This is a genomic window from Sphingopyxis sp. (assembly GCF_016463645.1).
GTDB lineage: Bacteria > Pseudomonadota > Alphaproteobacteria > Sphingomonadales > Sphingomonadaceae > Sphingopyxis.
This window is the reverse complement of record NZ_JAEMQX010000023.1, coordinates 1-16,917: the sequence shown is the minus strand read 5'-3', so window position 1 is coordinate 16,917 and position 16,917 is coordinate 1. Positions and strand designations below refer to the sequence as shown.

Sequence of the window (16,917 nt, the reverse complement as noted above, 5' to 3'; positions counted from 1 at the left end):
TCTCGTCCGAGGTCAGAACCGGAACGGCGCGACCGTGCGCCGCTCGGCGACGAGGAAGGCATCGGCGACAAGCTGGAGCGGGCGGATGTCGACGTCGCTTTCGCCGGCTTGGACAAGGTCGGCGAAACGCGCATAGAGGCGCGGATATTCAGCGTCTTTGCGGGTAATCGGTTCGGCGCCCGGCAGTTCGAGCACGCTGCCGCCCAGCGACAGACGCAAGGTGCCCGCGTCGGTTTCGACCTCGATGTCCCAGCTTTGCGGCCCGGTCTGCAGGAAATCGAGGTCGGCGGTGACCGCGGCGTCGCCGCTTCGCATCGCCATCGTCGCGGCGATCGGCGAGCTGCGCCCCTCGGGAATGTCGATTCGCGCCGCGTCGAGCAACAGCGGCGCGGGTAGGATCGCGGTCATGATCGACAAGGCATTGATGCCGGGGTCGAAGACGCCGAAACCACCAGCCTCGAGAATCCATTCCTGACCCGGGTGCCAGCGGCGGATATCTTCCTTCCACCGGATATGCGCAGTGCGGATATGTTTGTCGCTGAGCCAGGCGCGCGCGTCCGCGACGCCAGCGGCTTCGCGCGAATGCCAGGTGGCGAACAGGGTGACGCCGCGCTCCCGCGCCAGATCGGCCAGCGCGGTGATTTCGGTGGTCGTCGCGGCGGGCGGCTTTTCGAGCATGACGTGCAGCCCCGCATCGATTGCCGCCGCCGCGATCGCATGGCGACCCACCGGCGGGGTACAGATCGAAACGGCATCGAGTCCGTGATTCCCCGCGATCATCGCTGCAATATCGGCATGCCCGGGCACGCCGTCGATCTGTGCATGGCGGCTGGCGGTCGCGACGAGTTCGTACCGGTCGTCGGCTTCAATGGCGGGAAGATGCTGGTCCCGCGCGATTTTTCCGATGCCGACCAATCCCAAGCGAATCATTATTCTTCATCCCATTTTTATTTGTCTGATATATATGCTTCCTATCCGGCGCGGTTCAGGTTATCAACCGCTTCTGGCCATGGCCTGAAATGATCATCGAGAAGGATATATATGGGAGAAGGGGCGAATACGCGGCCGGAAGGCAAAGTGGGGTTGCGGTCGCGTGCCTGGTTCGACAATCCGGGCAATCCGGATATGACGGCGCTCTATCTCGAACGCTATCTGAACTTTGGTCTCAGTATCGACGAATTGCAATCAGGGCGGCCGATCATCGGCATCGCCCAGACCGGCAGCGACCTGACCCCGTGCAACCGCCATCATCTCGAACTCGCGAAGCGTGTACGCGACGGCATCCGCGACGCGGGCGGCATTGCGATCGAATTTCCGACGCACCCGATTCAGGAAACGGGCAAGCGGCCGACCGCGGGGCTCGATCGCAACCTTCAATATCTGAGCCTTGTCGAGGCGATCTATGGCTATCCGCTCGACGGCGTCGTGCTGACCGTCGGTTGCGACAAGACGACGCCGGCGTGTCTGATGGCGGCGGCGACGGTCAACATCCCGTCGATCGCGCTGTCGGTGGGGCCGATGCTCAACGGCTGGTTCAAGGGTGAGCGGACCGGATCGGGCACGATCGTCTGGCGCGCGCGCGAAATGCTCGCCGCGGGCGAGATCGACTACAAGGGCTTCGTCGAACTCGTCGCCTCGTCGGCGCCGTCGACGGGGTGGTGCAACACGATGGGCACCGCGACGACGATGAATTCGCTGACCGAGGCGCTCGGCATGTCGCTGCCCGGATCGGCAGCGATCCCAGCGCCCTATCGCGACCGGCAGGAATGCGCCTATCGCACCGGCCTGCAGATCGTCGAAATGGTTCACGCCGACCGCAAGCCGAGCGACATCCTGACGCGCGCCGCCTTCCTCAACGCCATTCGCGTCAATTCGGCGATCGGCGGATCGACCAACGCGCCGATCCACCTCAACGCGATTGCGCGTCACATCGGTGTCGAGCTGACGCTGGAAGACTGGGAGACGCAGGGCGCCGACATTCCGCTGATCGTCAACCTGCAGCCTGCGGGCGCCTATCTGGCCGAGGATTTCTATCGCGCCGGGGGCGTTCCCGCGGTGATGGGGCAGTTGCTTCGTGCGGGGCTGATCGACGGCGATGCGCTCACCGCCAACGGCCAGACGATCGCGGCGAATATCGGCGAGGCCGACACGCAGGACGTCGATGTCATCCGCACGCTCGACGCGCCGCTGAAACCCGCGGCGGGGCTGACCGTGCTGCGCGGCAATCTGTTCGACAATGCGGTGATGAAGCTCAGCGTCATTTCGCCCGAGTTCCGTGAACGTTATCTGAGCAATTCGGCCGACCCCGACGCGTTCGAGGGCGTCGCGATCGTGTTCGACGGGCCCGAGGATTATCACAGTCGCATCGACGATCCGGCGCTCGGCGCCGATGCCCATTCGATCCTCATCATGCGCGGGGCGGGGCCGATCGGCTACCCCGGCGGCGCCGAGGTTGTGAACATGCGTCCGCCCGTGGCGCTGATCCAGGCGGGCGTCCATGCACTGCCGTGCATCGGTGATGGGCGCCAGTCGGGGACGAGCGGCAGCCCGTCGATCCTGAACGCCGCGCCCGAGGCCGTTGTCGGCGGCGGGTTGGCGCTGGTGCAGACGGGTGACCGCATTCGCATCGACCTAGTCAAACGCACCGCCAATATGCTGGTTGACGATGCCGAGCTCGAACGCCGCCGTGCGGCGCTGAAAGCTGATCCCGACTATATGCCGCCCGCGCAGACGCCGTGGCAGGAAATCCACCGCGCGCTGACCGGGCAGTTCGACGGCGGTGCGGTGCTCGAAATGGCGGTCAAATATCAACGCGTCGCGCAGACGCACGGATTGCCGCGAGACAGCCACTGATGCCGGACGTGCGGGTGATTGCGCGCGACCGGCGCGACCGGCTGGGCGAGGGGCCCTTGTGGTCCGCGCGGCACGACGCGCTGTTCTGGGTCGATATCCTCGGTCGCCGCATCAACCGTATGGCGCTGGCGGGCGAGTGCGTGGAGAGCTTCGAGCAGCCGCATTATGCGGCGTGGATCATCGAGCGCGAGGAGGCCGGCTTCGTCGCAGGTATCGGCCGCGATATCGTTCGCATCGATCTCGATGGCGATGCCCGCGAACCGATTGCGTCGGTCGACCCGCGCAATGCCGCAAACCGGCTGAACGATGCCAAGGCCGATGCCAAGGGGCGGATATGGGCCGGGACGATGCCCGTTACCTGTGACCGCCCCTCGGGCGCCTTCTACCGGCTCGATCCCGACGGCGCGCTGACGCAGGTCGACGGCCCCTATACGATTGCCAACGGTCCCGCGATCGATCCAGAGGGGCGTTTCCTGCTCCACACCGACACCGCGCGCGGGACGATCTTTCGCTTCGATATCCACGACGACGGATCGCTCGGCGAAGCTGCGCCGTTCATTGTCTTCGAGAAGGATTGGGGCAATCCCGACGGGATGACCTTCGATGCCGAGGGCGGCCTCTGGGTGGCTTGCTGGGGGGCGTCGCGAGTCATGCGCTTCGCCCCCGACGGGACGCTCGACCGCCATATCGGGCTGCCGGCGTCGCAAATCACCAGCTGCACCTTTGCGGGCGCCGACCTCGACCGGATGTTCGTCACCTCGGCGTCCGACGGCGTGGTGGAGGAACATGGTGGCGCGCTGTTCGAGGTCGATCCGGGGTGCCGCGGCCTGCCGACAATGAAATACAGGGGTTAGAGGAGTGAAGAAAATGACGAAACTGGCTTGGGGCGCTGCGGCGGCGGCATTGGTCGCAGCGACGCCTGCACTTGGCGCGGAAGCAACGCAATCGAGCTTCGGCAAAATGCCCGACGGGCGTAGCGTGCCTGCGGTGACGCTGACCAATGGCAACGGGATTTCGGCAACGGTCATCGCGCTTGGCGCGACGCTGCAGTCGGTGGTGATGCCCGACCGCGATGGCAAGAAAGCCGATGTCGCGCTCGGCTACGACAATCTCTCCGACTATATCGACAAGCCGCAATATTTCGGCTCGACCGTCGGACGCTTCGCCAACCGGCTTGCGGGCGGGCGTTTCAAACTCGACGGCAAGACGTGGCAGACGCCGGTCAACAACGGCGCGAACGCGCTGCACGGCGGTACGCTCGGTTTCGACAAGGTCTTGTGGGAAGTGACCTCGGTCAAGAGCGGGCCGACCGCATCGGTCACGCTACGCTATGTCAGCCCCGACGGCGACCAGGGCTATCCGGGCACGATGACGGTCGATGCGATCTATTCGCTCGACGAGAAGAACGACCTCCGGATCGAATATGTCGCGACGACCGACCGCCCGACGATCGCGAACATCACCAATCATGCCTATTGGAACCTGTCGGGCGAGGGTTCGGCGAACGGGGCGATGGGCCATGTCGTGACGATCCCGGCGGAAAGCTATCTGCCCACCGACTCGGGTGCGATCCCGACGGGCGAATATCGTCCGGTCGCCGGCACCGTGTTCGATTTCCGCAAGCCCACTGCGATCGGTGACCGCGTCCGCGACGCCGGTGACGAACAGATCGTCTTCGGCCGCGGCTACGATCATAATTGGGTGATCGGCCGCAAGGTCACCGCCGACCAGCATCTGATGGCGCGCGTCGAGGATCCGGCGTCGGGCCGCGGGTTTGAACTCTGGTCGAACCAGCCGGGGCTCCAGATGTATTCGGGTAACTTCTTCGACGCGACGAGCCACGGCAAGAGCAGGAAAATCTATCGCATGGGCGACGCGCTCGTCATGGAGCCGCAGATTTTCCCCGATGCGCCGAACCAGAAGAATTTTCCCGTCGCCCGCCTCGCGCCGGGCGAAACCTATCGCAACGTGATGACCTACCGCCTGACCACGGGGGCGAAGCGATAGCGAGCCGGGCGTCGCCGCCTTATCCGGCGGCGCCGTCGGGCTTCGCGGTGTCGATGAGATCGAGCACGTCGCTGATCAGCGATCGCATCGCCTTGCGCGCCTTGTCGGGATTGCCGCCGGCGATCGCATCGCGCACCGCCGCATGGTCGGCGACATTCGCGGTGCGCCCCTTGACGCGATTGGTGAATCGGATCGAGGTGCGCAGCGCGGTGCTGACGACGTCGCGGAACTGCGCGTAAAACGGGTTCCGTGATGCGCGCAGCACCGCGATATGAAAGGCGATGTCGCTTTCCAGCGTGTCGTCCTCGCCGCGTTCGGCCCGTTCCATCCGTTTGAGGCCGGCATTCACCCGCTCGATATCGTCCGCCGTCGCGACGCGGGCTGCGAGCGCCGCCGCTTCGGGTTCGATCGCGACGCGCAGTTCGTTGAACTGTCGCAGCAGGTCGATCGAGAATTGCCGCTCCAGCAGCCAGCGAAGGACATCGGTGTCGAAGAGGTTCCAGGAGGTCGTCGGCTGGACGGTCGTCCCTTGGCGCGGGCGCGCGCTGAGCAGCCCCTTCGCGGTCAGCATCTTTACGGCTTCGCGCGTCACCGACCGGCTGACGCCATGCTGCTTGGCGAGTTCGGCTTCGGTCGGGAAGGTCGCGCCGTCATAATCGCCGACGACGATCGCGCGCCCGATCGCATCGAGCATGCCATAGGTCAGATTGCGCCCCAGCTGCGGCCCCGCATCCTCGATACCCAGTCCCGACATGTTCGCCACGTTCGTCTCCACGCGTTATTTTGACTTATTTTGACCGGCCTTATCACTGATTCCGCACAGGAAGCTAGACAAGCAATTTAAATCAGATAAATGTGATTTCAATAATCAGCCAAGGGGAGAGTCCGTATGTCGGGCCTGTCGCAAATCGATATCATCGTCATCGTCATATATGCCATCGGCATTTTCGGCCTCGCGCAATGGGTGAGCCGCGAAAAGGCCGGGCATGCGAAGGATACGTCCGACTATTTTCTTGCCTCTAAATCGCTGCCCTGGTGGGCGATCGGCGCATCGCTGATCGCCGCGAACATCTCGGCCGAACAGATCGTCGGCATGTCTGGATCGGGCTATGCGCTCGGCCTTGCGATCGCTTCCTATGAATGGATGGCGGCACTGACGCTGCTGATCGTCGGCAAATATTTCCTGCCGATCTTCCTCAAGAATGAAATTTACACGATGCCGCAGTTCCTCGAGCAGCGGTATGGCAGGACGCTGCCGGTGATCATGGCGGTCTTCTGGCTCGCGCTCTACGTTTTCGTGAACCTGACCTCGATCATCTGGCTCGGGTCGATCGCGGTGAACAAGGTCGCGGGCGTCGACCAGAATGTCGCGCTGATCGTACTCGGCGCCTTTGCGCTGCTCTATCAGCTCTATGGCGGTTTGAAGGCCGTTGCGCTCACCGACATCGTACAGGTGACCCTGCTCGTCATGGGCGGCCTGATCATCTCCTATCTGACGCTCAACGAGATCAGCGACGGACAGGGCGTGATCGCGGGCTTCTCGATCCTGACCGAGCGCGTCCCGGGGCATTTCGACATGATCCTCGCGCCCGATCACCCCTTCTACAAGGACCTGCCTGGTATTGCCGTACTCGTCGGCGGCATGTGGATCGCGAACCTCAGCTATTGGGGATTCAACCAGTATATCATCCAGCGCGCGCTCGCCGCGAAGGATCTGGGCGAAGCGCAGAAGGGCGTGATCTTCGCGGCATTCCTGAAGCTGCTGATGCCGGTGATCATCGTCCTGCCGGGTATCGCCGCCGTCGTGCTGGCGCCCGATCTCGCCAAGCCCGACGAAGCCTATCCGACGATGATGCGCCTGCTGCCTCCCGGGCTGCTCGGCCTCGTCTTCGCCGCGCTGATCGCCGCGATCATCGCGTCGACCGCAAGCAAGATCAATTCGATCGCGACGATCTTCACGCTCGACCTCTATGCCAAGGCCCGCGGCCTTTCGAACGAAGCTGAGGACGGACAGCGCGGCGGGCGCGAGAGGCATCTGGTGCTGGTCGGCCGCATCGCCGCCGCTCTGGCGGTCGTGATCGCACTGCTCACCGCACGCCCGCTGCTCGGCAATTCGGATCAGGCCTTCCAGTTCATCCAGGAATTCTCGGGCTTCTTCACGCCGGGTATCACGGTGATCTTCCTGCTCGGCCTGTTCTGGAAAAAAGCAAGCGAAGCGGGGGCGATCGCCGCCGCCATCGCGTCGGTGGCCCTGTCTTACGCGTTCAAGATCGGCATGCCCGACTTCCCCTTCATGAATCGCATGGGGCTTGTCTTCCTGATCAGCCTCGTACTCGCGGTCGGGATCAGTCTGATGTTCAAGGGGCGCGGCGATGCGAACCGCATCACGATGCAGGGCGTCAGCTTCGCGACCCCGACAACGTTCAACGTCGCGGGCATCGGCGTCATCCTGGTCCTCATCGCGCTCTACGCGACCTGGTGGTGAGCAAGCCGTCCGCCTTTCTCGCCGTCGACTGGGGCACGACCAACCGGCGCGTGTTCCGGTTCGAGGACGGCGCGGTCGCGCATACCGAGCGCGACGATCGCGGCGCCGCGTCGGTCACCGACTTCGCGGGCGAGGTCGCGGCGATTCGCGAGCGGTTCGGCGACCTGCCGATGCTGCTCGCGGGGATGGTCGGTTCGACCGTCGGCTGGCGCGTCGTGCCCTATGTCGCGGCGCCGGCGGGGCTCGACGAGCTGGTGGCCGGGCTCGATCGGGTCGACGACCGTACGGCGATCGTGCCGGGCGTTTCCTGTTCGGCGCGTGGGCGCGCCGACGTGATGCGCGGCGAGGAAGTCCAGTTGCTCGGTGCGGTCGCGGGCTGGATGGTGCCGCCCGACGCGCTGCTCGCGCAGCCGGGGACCCACTGCAAATGGGCGACGATGACGGACGGGCGGATCAGCGGTTTCACCACCGCGATGACGGGCGAGCTGTTCGCGCTGCTTCGCGGACACAGCCTGCTCGCGGGGGCGCTGACCGCCGAGGTTACTGACGGCGACGCGTTTCGCGCGGGGCTGGCCGAAGGCGCGCGGCGCGACCTTGCGGCGTCGCTGTTCGCCATCCGCGCGGCGTCCGTGCTCGGACTTCGCGATGATGCCGACGCGGCGTCCTTCGCCAGCGGCGTGCTGATCGGCAGCGATGTCGCCGCGCGCATGGACGATTGCGCGTTCGAGCAGATTCATATTCTCGCCGATGCCCAGCTCGGCGATCTTTACGCCACCGCTGTCGCGGCGACCGGCCGCGAGCCGGTGATCGTCGACAGCCATAGCGCCTTTGCGCGCGGTATCCTCGCCATCGGAGACAAAGCCCTATGACCCATGTTGCCGCCTTCGACGCCGCCTTCGCGCGCTGTCCGCTGATCGCGATCCTGCGCGGCGTGAAGCCGGACGAGGTCGAAGCGATCGGCGAAGCACTGGTCGAGGCCGGTTTCACGCTGATCGAGGTCCCGCTGAATTCGCCCGACCCGCTGGATAGCATCGGCCGCCTTGCCGGCCGGATGAAGGGCCGCGCGGTCATCGGCGCCGGCACGGTGCTGACGACCGCCGATGTCGCCGCTGTCGCCGACGCCGGCGGGACGATGATCATTTCGCCCAACACCGATGTCGACGTCGTCGCCGCAGCCGCCGGCGCGGGCCTCGTGTCATTGCCTGGCTTCGCGACGCCCAGCGAGGCCTTCGCCGCGCTGGCGGCAGGCGCGGCGGCGCTGAAGCTCTTTCCGGCCGAGGCGGCGAGCCCGGCGGTTCTCAAGGCGCTGGGAGCGGTGGTCCCCGCGGGGACGCGGCTGCTGCCCGTCGGCGGGATCGCGCCCGACAATATGGAACCGTGGCTCGCGGCGGGGGCAGCGGGCTTCGGCCTCGGGTCGGCGCTCTACAAGCCCGGCATGGGTGCGAGCGACGTCGGCGACCGCGCGCGCGCCTTCATCGCGGCGCTCGGCCGATAAAAACTCTACAATCCGGGAGATATCCGATGTCCAAATTCAGCCGGCGTAACCTGGTGCTCGTATCGAGCGCCCTCGCCTTTTCCTTCGCTTCTGCCGCGCCCGGCCATGCGCAGGGCGCCGCCAAGTCGCCGGCGAAGCCCAATATCGTGATCTTCCTCGCCGATGACCTGAGCTATGCCGACGTTCCGCTCGGCGGCGATGCGAATGTCCGCACCCCGGCGCTGCAACGTCTCGCTTCCGAAGGCATGTCGTTCGATCGTGCCTTCGTCGCCTCGCCGGCCTGCGCGCCGAGCCGCGCCGCGCTGCTCACCGGGATGATGCCCGCGCGCAACGGCGCGGAGGCGAACCACGACCGCGCCAATGCGGCGATCCGCAAGCTGCCCTCCTATCTCCAGGAACAGGGCTATGAGGTCGTCGCCTTCGGCAAGGTCGCGCATTACCAGCACACGGGAACCTATGGTTTCGATTATTATGCGAACGACACTTTCCACGATCACAAGGGTATCCCGGCGGCCGCCGAATGGCTGAAGGCGCGCAAGGACAAGCGCCCGCTCGCGCTGTTCGTCGGCACCAACTGGCCGCATGTTCCGTGGCCGCGGACGACCGAGGGCTATGACCCGGCCGCGATGAAACTGCCGCCCAAGACGGTCGATACGCCGATCACCCGCGACGCGCGCGCGCGTTTCTATGCGGCGGTCACGCGCATGGATCAGGACCTCGCATCGACGATGGACGCGGTCGATGCGGTGCTCGGCAAGGATACCTTCGTCCTCTATTCGACCGATCATGGCACGCAGTGGCCCTTCGGCAAGTGGAACCTCTACGACACCGGCACGCGCGTGCCGATGGTCGTGCGCTGGAACGGTCATGTGAAGGCGGGCACCCGGACCGACGCGATGGTCAGCTGGGTGGACGTCCTGCCGACGCTGGTCGAGCTCGCCGGCGGCAAGAAGCCGGAAGGCATCGACGGGCTTTCCTTCGCCGGCCTCTTCGGTGGCGGACAGGCGGCGGCGGGCCGCAAGGAGATTTTCACGACTCACAACAATGACGGCCGCGTCAATGTCTATCCGATGCGCAGCATTCGCACCGACCGCTGGAAATATATCGAGAATCTGCATCCCGACTGGACCTATACGACGCACATCGACCTGAAGGTGATGCGCACGGACTCGGGCGCCTATTTCCCCTCGTGGCGCGAGGCGGCCGACAAGGATCCGGCCGCGAAGGCGGTCGTCGACAGCTATTACAAGCGCCCCGCCGAGGAGCTCTATGACCTGGCAGCGGACCCCGACGAGAAGGTGAACCTCGCGGGCGATCCGCGCTATGCCAAGCAGTTGGCCGACCTCCGCGGCCGCCTCGCAGCCTGGCGCAAGGCGCAGGGCGACAGCGGGTCGGTCCCGGTCAAGCCCCGCTTCGAACGCGGGGCGATGAGCGGTGAGAGCGACTGACGGCGGCTGCCGGCCAATCGACGTGATGATGCGCCGGAGCCCGCCTCCGGCGCATTTTTTTCGGTCGGCCCCTGTTTCGTTGCCATCGCGCGTTGCCATATTCTCCGTTTTATATTATTTATCGTTCCAAGGCCTCGATATCGGGGTGGTACGAGCGCGCGAAACGCGTCAGACAGGGAGAGGATTATGCGTAAGGCTTTGTTGGGTGCGGTGTCGGCAACGGCCGTATTCGTTTCGATGCCGGCGGTTGCTCAGGATACGGCGGCGCCGGTCGCGCAGGATCCGGACCAGCAAGCGGAAAGCGCCGACGGCGATATCGTCGTCACCGGCGTGCGCCAGTCGCTCGAACGCGCGGCCGAGGTAAAGCGCAACGCAACACAGGTCGTCGATTCCATCGTCGCGACCGACATCGGCAAATTGCCCGACCCGACCGTCGCCGCCGCGCTGCAGCGCGTACCCGGTATCCAGGTCCAGAACGACCGCAACAACGAGCTGTCGACGGTCCGCATCCGCGGCCTCACCGACATTTTGACAACGGTGAACGGCCGCGAGGTGGTGACCACCACGGGGCGCGGTTTCGACCTGCAGGACGTCCCGGCAGAGGCGCTCGCGCGGATCGATGCATTCAAATCGCAAACCGCGGATCAGATCGAAGGCGGCGTTGCCGGCGCGCTCGACCTGCGGCTCAATCGCCCCTTCGACTTTCGCGACCCGACCTTCGTCCTGACCGCGCGCCAGAATTACGCGACGACCGCCGACGCGAGCAATCCGCAATTCGGCGCTCTCGCCGCCGCCAAGACCGATTCGTCGATCGGCGAGATCGGCGCGCTGGTCAATGTGACCTATTCGCAGGCCGAGAATATCCGCAGCGTCACCAACCTGGGCGAGCGTCGTTTCGTGTCGGGGGCGCCGTTCGGCACCGCCGACATCCTGATGCCGCAGGTGCTGCGCAACATGCCCGACGTCGGGGACATCAAGCGCTTTCAGGCCAATGCCGCGCTGCAATGGCAGGCGACTCCGTCGCTGCAATTCTATGCCGACGGCCTCTATACCTATTTCAACAGCACCACGGGCTTCGCCGGTTTCAACCCCCAACCGTTCACCAATGGTTCGCAGATCGCCGAGGTCACCCTCAGCGATTATTGCATCGACGCGCGCGTCAACGGTGCCGGGACGAACCCCCAGATCGTGAACAATGTGGATCCGGATACCGGGGAAGTGACGCCAACGCTTCAGCCGGCGACCGTCAAAACGATGTGCGAGCCCACGAGCGCGCGCTTCAACAATGTCGTGATCAACCAGAACAGCTCGTCCGAGGAAGTGACGCAGCGGAACAAGATGATCGCCGGCGGCCTGATTTTCGAACAGGATCGCGGCGTGCTCAAGGTCGACGTCGCCTATCAGACATCGCGCTCGGTGACCGAGAATTTCAACGCCGAGGTGGGGCAGCGCGTGCCGACCATCTTCGTCGAATTCGACGACAATGACGGTCCGTCCTTCACGATCGATCCCTCGATCCCGCTCAGCTCCGAGAATGTCTCGCTCCGCAATTCGATCAACCAGAATTTCTCGACTGGCAAGGGCAGCCTGTTCCAGGCACGCATGGACAGCGAATATGAATTCGACGGCATCCTGACCAAGCTTCGGGGCGGCCTGCGCTATGCGAAGCGTGAGGCGCGGTTCCAGGAAGTGCGCCAGACCAACACCGTCCAGTCGATCGGTTTCGGCAATATCGGCACGCCGTCGGAAGCCAATGCGCGGCTGATTTCCAGCCTGCCGCTGTCGCCCGATTTCCTGGGCGTCATCGGCGTTGCCCCGCGGCTCAACGGTGGTCAGGCGTTCCTTGGCGTGAATCCGGCCTACCTGCGCTCCGAACGCGGCCGGAACGAACTGCGCGATCTGTTCGGCCTCCCCCTCGAGGCGCCGCCCTACGATCCGACGAAGGAATTCAACGCCAGCGAGGAAACCTTGGCCGCCTATCTCGAGGGCAGCTATGAAATCCCGATCGGCGCGTTGACGCTCGATGGCGTGGTCGGTACGCGCGTCGTCAAGACCGATCGCACCATCTCGGGCTTCGAGCGCGTCGAGGACAGCAATGTCTTCAGCCCGATCGTCGCCAAGCGGTCCGACGTCGATATCCTGCCATCGGCCACCGCGCGGCTGAAATTCCCGGGCTCGTTCCAGACACGCCTTACCTATTCGCGGTCGATGCGGCGTCCCGATTTCGGCTCGCTCAACCCTGCGGAATCGCTCACCGTCGTCGGCAATGTGTTCCTGATCAACAACGGCACGCGCGGCAACCCCGACCTGCGTCCGCAACAATCGGACAGCATCGACCTGACCGCCGAATATTATTTCGACAGCGGCTATGTTGCGGTCGCCGGCTATTATCGCTCGATCAAGGACCGCGTCGTCACCGCGAACCGGCAGGAGGAGATCGGCGGCGAAAATTACCTGATCTCCACCCCGCGCAACGTCGGGTCGGTCGACCTCAAGGGCATCGAGGTCAGCGCGCAATATTTCTTCGACTTCCTGCCGGGGGCGCTGTCGGGTTTCGGCGTGCAGGGTGCGTTCACCCTGGCGGATTCGAAGATCAAGGGCGACGATCCGCTCGCGGGCAACCCGCTGGTCGGGGTGTCCAAATATAATTACACCGCCGGCCTCCTCTATGACAAAAAGGGCCTGAGCGGGCGCCTGATCTGGACCTTCCGCTCCAAATATATCAACGGCGACAACACGGGCGGCGTCGCGGTACGGCCCTACGACGAAAGCCGGCCGGTCAACGATCCCTATATCCCGGTGTTCCTGTCCTATGTCCGGCCCGCCGGCCGTCTCGACTTCAGCATCGGCTATGATGTGACCGACGCTTTGCGGCTCGACGTGGGCGGTACGAACATCCTGCGCAACAAGACGTCGACCTATTGGGGCGACAAGCGGGTCGTCTTTGCGCTGCAGGGCGACGAGACGGTCTATAGCATCGGTGCCCGGGTAAAATTCTGAACGGACAAGGAAATCGCATGAAGCTTGCCTGCAGGAAGGGGGCGGCGGGTTCGACCCGCCGCCTCGACAAGTCATATGACGGACGCACCCGCCGATCGGCGGCGCTGCTCGCCGCGGCGCTTCTGGCCGGCATGGTCGCCCCGGCGGGCGGGGCCGAAGCGTCGCCGGCGACCTTCAGCAACCCGCTGCTCCCCTCGGGTCCCGATCCGTGGATCATGCAGGTGGACGGCGTCTATTATTACACGCACACGCTGGGCAACCGCCTCATGCTGTGGCGGACCGACAATATCGCCGACCTTGCGAAAGCGGAGAAGCGCGTCGTGTGGACGCCGCCCGCCAAGGGGGCGAACGCGCACAGCATCTGGGCGCCCGAACTGCATCGCCTCGACGGAAAATGGTATCTCTACTATTCGGCCACCGCGAGCGGCTTCAAGGACGACAAGCATCGCGCGGTCTTCGTGCTCGAGAACAGCGGCGCCGATCCGATGCGGGGCGAGTGGATCGACCGCGGACGCGTGAACACCGCGCGGGCCGGGATCGACGGCACCGTCTTCGAGCATGGCGGCAAACGCTATTTCGCCTACTCACCCTATATCGGTGCCGACAGCGGTTTGGCGATCGCGGAAATGGCCAATCCCTGGACGCTCACCGGGCCCGAAAGCGTGATCGCGATGCCCGACAAGCCTTGGGAAAAGCAGGGCGGGCGCCAGATTCTCGAAGGTCCGGAGTTCCTGCTGGGGCCGAAGGGCGACCTGTTCCTCACCTATTCGGCGAGCGCCTGCTGGTCCGACGATTATTCGCTCGGTCTGCTGCACGCGCCCGCGGGATCGGACGTACTCGACCCCAAGGTCTGGACGAAGACCGCCCAGCCCGTCTTCAAGAGCGCGAACGGTGTCTATGCAACGGGGCACAACGGCTTTTTCACTTCGCCCGACGGCAAGGAAAGCTGGATCATCTATCACGCCAATCCCGGGCCGGGCATGAAATGCACGCCCGCTCGGGCGCCGCATATCCAGCGTTTCGGATGGAGCGAGGCGGGGTGGCCGGAGTTTGGCGAACCCGTCGCCAGCGCCACACCGATGCCGGTGCCGTCGCGCGGTCGCTGAGCATTCGGTCATCGTGACAAACAAAAAGGCCGCGGGGTTACCGCGGCCTTTTCTTTGCCTCCGGACCCGCCTCAGTTTCTGCGAGGCTTGCCATTGATCGGCTGCGCCGCGGGCTGGCTGTCGAGGATCGCGTCGAGCTCGGCGCGAACCTTGGGCAGCGTGTTCGCCTGGTTGCGCGTCTCTTCGGGATCGGCGACGAGGTCATAGAGTTCATAATCGCGCGCGCCGGTCTTTTCCTGCGTCCAGCGGACGAGGCGGTAGCGGTCGGTACGGATCGCCTGGCCGAGCCGTCCGGGGCGCGGATAGGCGTGATAGGCATAGCCGCGTACGCGCGCCGCCGGGTCGTGCAGCACCGGCGCGAGCGACGTGCCGTCGATCGGCTGCGGACCCTTGGGCGCAGGCAGGGCGGCGAGGGCGGCGAGCGTCGGATAGATGTCGACGGTTTCGGCGAGCTGGCGGGTTTCGCGTCCCCTGACGATCCCGGGCCCCGCAAAGATCAGCGGGATGCGCGTCGCCTGTTCCATGTTGGTGTGCTTGGTCCAGATGCCATGATCGCCGAGATGATAGCCATGGTCGCCCCACAGGACGACGATGGTGTTGTCGGCGAGCCCTTCGCGTTCGAGCGCCCTCAGCACCTTGCCGATCTGGACGTCGACATAGGAAACGCCGGCATAATAGCCGTGGAGCAACTGTCGCTTGATCTCCGGCGGGAACTGGTCACCACGGATATCGCGCGGCGGCTCGCGATAGGCGTTGATCTCGCCGCCCTGCTTGTCGGTATAGGCGGGTGCACCCTCGGGCAGCTTTTCGAAGCTCGGCATCGGCAGCTTCGCCGGGTCGTACATGTCCCAATAGCGTTTGGGGACCGAGAAGGGCAGGTGCGGCCGCGCGAAGCCGACGGCGAGGAAGAAGGGCTGGTTGCCCTGCTTCAGCGCCTTCAGCCGTTCCTCCGCGCGCTTGGCGGTGCGGCCGTCGGCATAGGCGTCGTCGGCGACATCGGGCATTTCCCATGCCGCGCCGCGCGCGAGCGTGCGCGCATAGGCGAAGGGATTGCCCTCGGGGACCGGAATTTCCTCGAACAGCGCCTCTTCCTGCGTGGGCTTTCCGCCGGTACTCGCGGGATCGACATATTCGATCACCTTGTCCTTGTGGTGCGGGACCGACCAGCCGGCGGTGTCGCCGACGGTGCCGTGGCCGATGTGATAGACCTTGCCCATGCTTTCGGTGTGATAGCCGGCGCGCATGAAATAGTCGGGGAGCGTCACCGCATCGGGCATATAGTCGCGCAGGTTCATCCCGAAATTATAGATACCACTGCTCGTCGAGCGCGCGCCGCTCATCAGGTTGATGCGGCTGGGTGCACAGACCGCTTCGTTGGCATAGGCGAGGTCGAAGCGCACGCCGCGCTGGGCGAGGCGATCCATGTTGGGGGTGATCGCGGTGCGATCGCCGTAGGTGCCGAGCGCGGGCTTGAGGTCATCGACGAGGATCAACAGCACGTTGGGACGCTGCGCCGTTGCGGGTGCCGGCGCAGGGTTCAGCGCTGCGCGCGGCGCAGGTGCCTGCGAGCATGCCGACGTCGCCGTGATCAGCAAGGCCAGCATGGCCCTGCGGGTCCAGTGCGCGGTACGTGACATGTTCATTCTCCCTTTCGTCGCGACACGCAGCGAAAGCCGATATGGCTTGTCGCGCTGTCGACATGTTGCGGATGCCGCGCCGCCGGGCGGTAGCGCTGGCAATAGTTGACTGCGCAAAGGTGCGAGCCACCCTTCAGGACCTTGCGGCCGATGCGCGCGCCGGGGGCGGCGGCATCATAGCTTTGCGCGAGTGTCGCGCCGCGCGGATTGGCGATCGCGCAGCAGGGCGACTTGCTCTTCGCCGCCTGCGGCGCCGCGTACCAGTCGCGCGTCCATTCCCATACGTTGCCGATCATGTCGAAGAGGCCATGGCCGTTCGCCGGAAAACTGCCGACCGGCGTCGTGCGATACTGCCCATCGGCTTTGGTCGTCGAAATCGGAAAAAGGCCGAGCCAGTAATTGGCGAGGATCGCGCCATCCGGCGCCAGCTCGTCGCCCCAGGCATAATCCTGTCCATCGACGCCTCCGCGCGCGGCATATTCCCATTCGGCCTCGGTCGGCAGCGACTTTCCGGCCCACTTCGCATAGGCCTCGGCATCGCAGTGCGCGACATGGACGACGGGATGATCCTCGAGCCCCTCGATCGTGCTTTCGGGGCCGGTCGGATGCCGCCAGTCGACGCCGGGGACGAAGGCCCACCATCCTGACGGGTCGTCGAGCGGGATCAGGCCGTCGGCTTTCCGGAAGAGCAGCGATCCGGGCTCGACCCCCTCCAGATCGGCGCCCGGATACAGCTTCGGATCGGGCGGCAGTTCGGCAAGGGTGCGATAGCCCGTCGCCGTGACGAATTCGGCGAAAGCGCGGTTGGTCACCGGCGTCTCGTCGATCCAGAAGCTGTCGACCTTGACGCGGCGCAGCGGCTGTTCCTCGGGATAGAAGCGATCCG

The 16,917-nt window shown here is 65.0% G+C and carries 13 protein-coding genes; 9 read left to right on the top strand and 4 right to left on the bottom strand.

The genetic code is table 11. The features are described 5' to 3' along the window. Window positions 1-12: 12 nt before the first annotated feature. Window positions 13-930, bottom strand: coding sequence for a Gfo/Idh/MocA family oxidoreductase (locus JHC57_RS07405; protein ID WP_294029368.1), 918 nt, complete (start codon window positions 928-930; stop codon window positions 13-15). A gap of 111 nt (window positions 931-1,041) precedes the next feature. On the opposite strand from JHC57_RS07405, the gene JHC57_RS07400 reads away from it, so the two are divergent. From JHC57_RS07400 to JHC57_RS07390, 3 genes are read left to right on the top strand one after another with little or no spacing between them, the layout of a single operon-like run. After that, a complete protein-coding gene (locus JHC57_RS07400; RefSeq protein ID WP_294029367.1) occupies window positions 1,042-2,853 on the top strand; it encodes an IlvD/Edd family dehydratase in 1,812 nt (603 codons plus the stop codon). Next, entirely contained in the window at window positions 2,853-3,707 is an 855-nt protein-coding gene (locus JHC57_RS07395; RefSeq protein WP_294029366.1) for an SMP-30/gluconolactonase/LRE family protein, read from the top strand. The genes JHC57_RS07400 and JHC57_RS07395 overlap by 1 nt, the downstream gene beginning before the upstream one ends. Window positions 3,708-3,720: 13 nt before the next feature. After that, the gene (locus tag JHC57_RS07390; RefSeq protein WP_294029365.1) at window positions 3,721-4,860 is read left to right on the top strand and encodes an aldose epimerase family protein; all 1,140 of its coding nucleotides are present in this window, start codon (window positions 3,721-3,723) and stop codon (window positions 4,858-4,860) included. Between the two features lie 19 nt (window positions 4,861-4,879). On the opposite strand, the gene JHC57_RS07385 is transcribed toward JHC57_RS07390, so the two are convergent. After that, window positions 4,880-5,614, bottom strand: a complete 735-nt coding sequence (locus JHC57_RS07385) for a FadR/GntR family transcriptional regulator (protein WP_294029393.1) — start codon at window positions 5,612-5,614, stop codon at window positions 4,880-4,882. Window positions 5,615-5,749: 135 nt separating this feature from the next. Between JHC57_RS07385 and JHC57_RS07380 the strand changes: the two genes are divergently transcribed. From JHC57_RS07380 to JHC57_RS07355, 6 genes are all read left to right on the top strand, one after another. Further along, complete coding sequence (locus tag JHC57_RS07380; RefSeq protein ID WP_294029364.1) at window positions 5,750-7,345, top strand: sodium/solute symporter; 1,596 nt, start codon at window positions 5,750-5,752, stop codon at window positions 7,343-7,345. Continuing rightward, a complete protein-coding gene (locus tag JHC57_RS07375) occupies window positions 7,336-8,214 on the top strand; it encodes a 2-dehydro-3-deoxygalactonokinase (protein ID WP_294029392.1) in 879 nt (292 codons plus the stop codon). The genes JHC57_RS07380 and JHC57_RS07375 overlap by 10 nt, the downstream gene beginning before the upstream one ends. Further along, window positions 8,211-8,840 carry a 2-dehydro-3-deoxy-6-phosphogalactonate aldolase gene (locus JHC57_RS07370; RefSeq protein ID WP_294029363.1) on the top strand — a complete coding sequence of 210 codons (630 nt, stop codon included), beginning with the start codon at window positions 8,211-8,213 and terminating at the stop codon, window positions 8,838-8,840. Before JHC57_RS07375 ends, JHC57_RS07370 begins: the two co-directional genes overlap by 4 nt. Before the next feature lie 26 nt (window positions 8,841-8,866). Beyond that, complete coding sequence (locus tag JHC57_RS07365) at window positions 8,867-10,288, top strand: sulfatase (RefSeq protein WP_294029362.1); 1,422 nt, start codon at window positions 8,867-8,869, stop codon at window positions 10,286-10,288. Between the two features lie 186 nt (window positions 10,289-10,474). Next, a complete protein-coding gene (locus JHC57_RS07360; protein WP_294029361.1) occupies window positions 10,475-13,288 on the top strand; it encodes a TonB-dependent receptor in 2,814 nt (937 codons plus the stop codon). A 17-nt stretch (window positions 13,289-13,305) separates the two neighbouring features. Beyond that, window positions 13,306-14,394, top strand: a complete 1,089-nt coding sequence (locus JHC57_RS07355; protein WP_366928533.1) for a glycoside hydrolase family 43 protein — start codon at window positions 13,306-13,308, stop codon at window positions 14,392-14,394. A 71-nt stretch (window positions 14,395-14,465) separates the two neighbouring features. Here the strand turns inward: JHC57_RS07355 and JHC57_RS07350 are convergent, their stop codons facing one another. Beyond that, window positions 14,466-16,031 carry a sulfatase gene (locus JHC57_RS07350; RefSeq protein ID WP_294029360.1) on the bottom strand — a complete coding sequence of 522 codons (1,566 nt, stop codon included), beginning with the start codon at window positions 16,029-16,031 and terminating at the stop codon, window positions 14,466-14,468. A gap of 2 nt (window positions 16,032-16,033) precedes the next feature. Further along, window positions 16,034-16,917 (bottom strand): formylglycine-generating enzyme family protein (locus JHC57_RS07345; RefSeq protein ID WP_294029359.1); only part of this gene is annotated, 884 nt, incomplete at its 5' end.

Bases quoted from the DNA above. Each gene is read 5' to 3' on its own strand.
- JHC57_RS07405 (WP_294029368.1), bottom strand. From the start codon at position 930: ATGATTCGCTTGGGATTGGTCGGCATCGGAAAAATCGCGCGGGACCAG.
- JHC57_RS07400 (WP_294029367.1), top strand. From the start codon at position 1,042: ATGGGAGAAGGGGCGAATACGCGGCCGGAAGGCAAAGTGGGGTTGCGG.
- JHC57_RS07395 (WP_294029366.1), top strand. From the start codon at position 2,853: ATGCCGGACGTGCGGGTGATTGCGCGCGACCGGCGCGACCGGCTGGGC.
- JHC57_RS07390 (WP_294029365.1), top strand. From the start codon at position 3,721: ATGACGAAACTGGCTTGGGGCGCTGCGGCGGCGGCATTGGTCGCAGCG.
- JHC57_RS07385 (WP_294029393.1), bottom strand. From the start codon at position 5,614: ATGTCGGGACTGGGTATCGAGGATGCGGGGCCGCAGCTGGGGCGCAAT.
- JHC57_RS07380 (WP_294029364.1), top strand. From the start codon at position 5,750: ATGTCGGGCCTGTCGCAAATCGATATCATCGTCATCGTCATATATGCC.
- JHC57_RS07370 (WP_294029363.1), top strand. From the start codon at position 8,211: ATGACCCATGTTGCCGCCTTCGACGCCGCCTTCGCGCGCTGTCCGCTG.
- JHC57_RS07365 (WP_294029362.1), top strand. From the start codon at position 8,867: ATGTCCAAATTCAGCCGGCGTAACCTGGTGCTCGTATCGAGCGCCCTC.
- JHC57_RS07360 (WP_294029361.1), top strand. From the start codon at position 10,475: ATGCGTAAGGCTTTGTTGGGTGCGGTGTCGGCAACGGCCGTATTCGTT.
- JHC57_RS07355 (WP_366928533.1), top strand. From the start codon at position 13,306: ATGAAGCTTGCCTGCAGGAAGGGGGCGGCGGGTTCGACCCGCCGCCTC.
- JHC57_RS07350 (WP_294029360.1), bottom strand. From the start codon at position 16,031: ATGTCACGTACCGCGCACTGGACCCGCAGGGCCATGCTGGCCTTGCTG.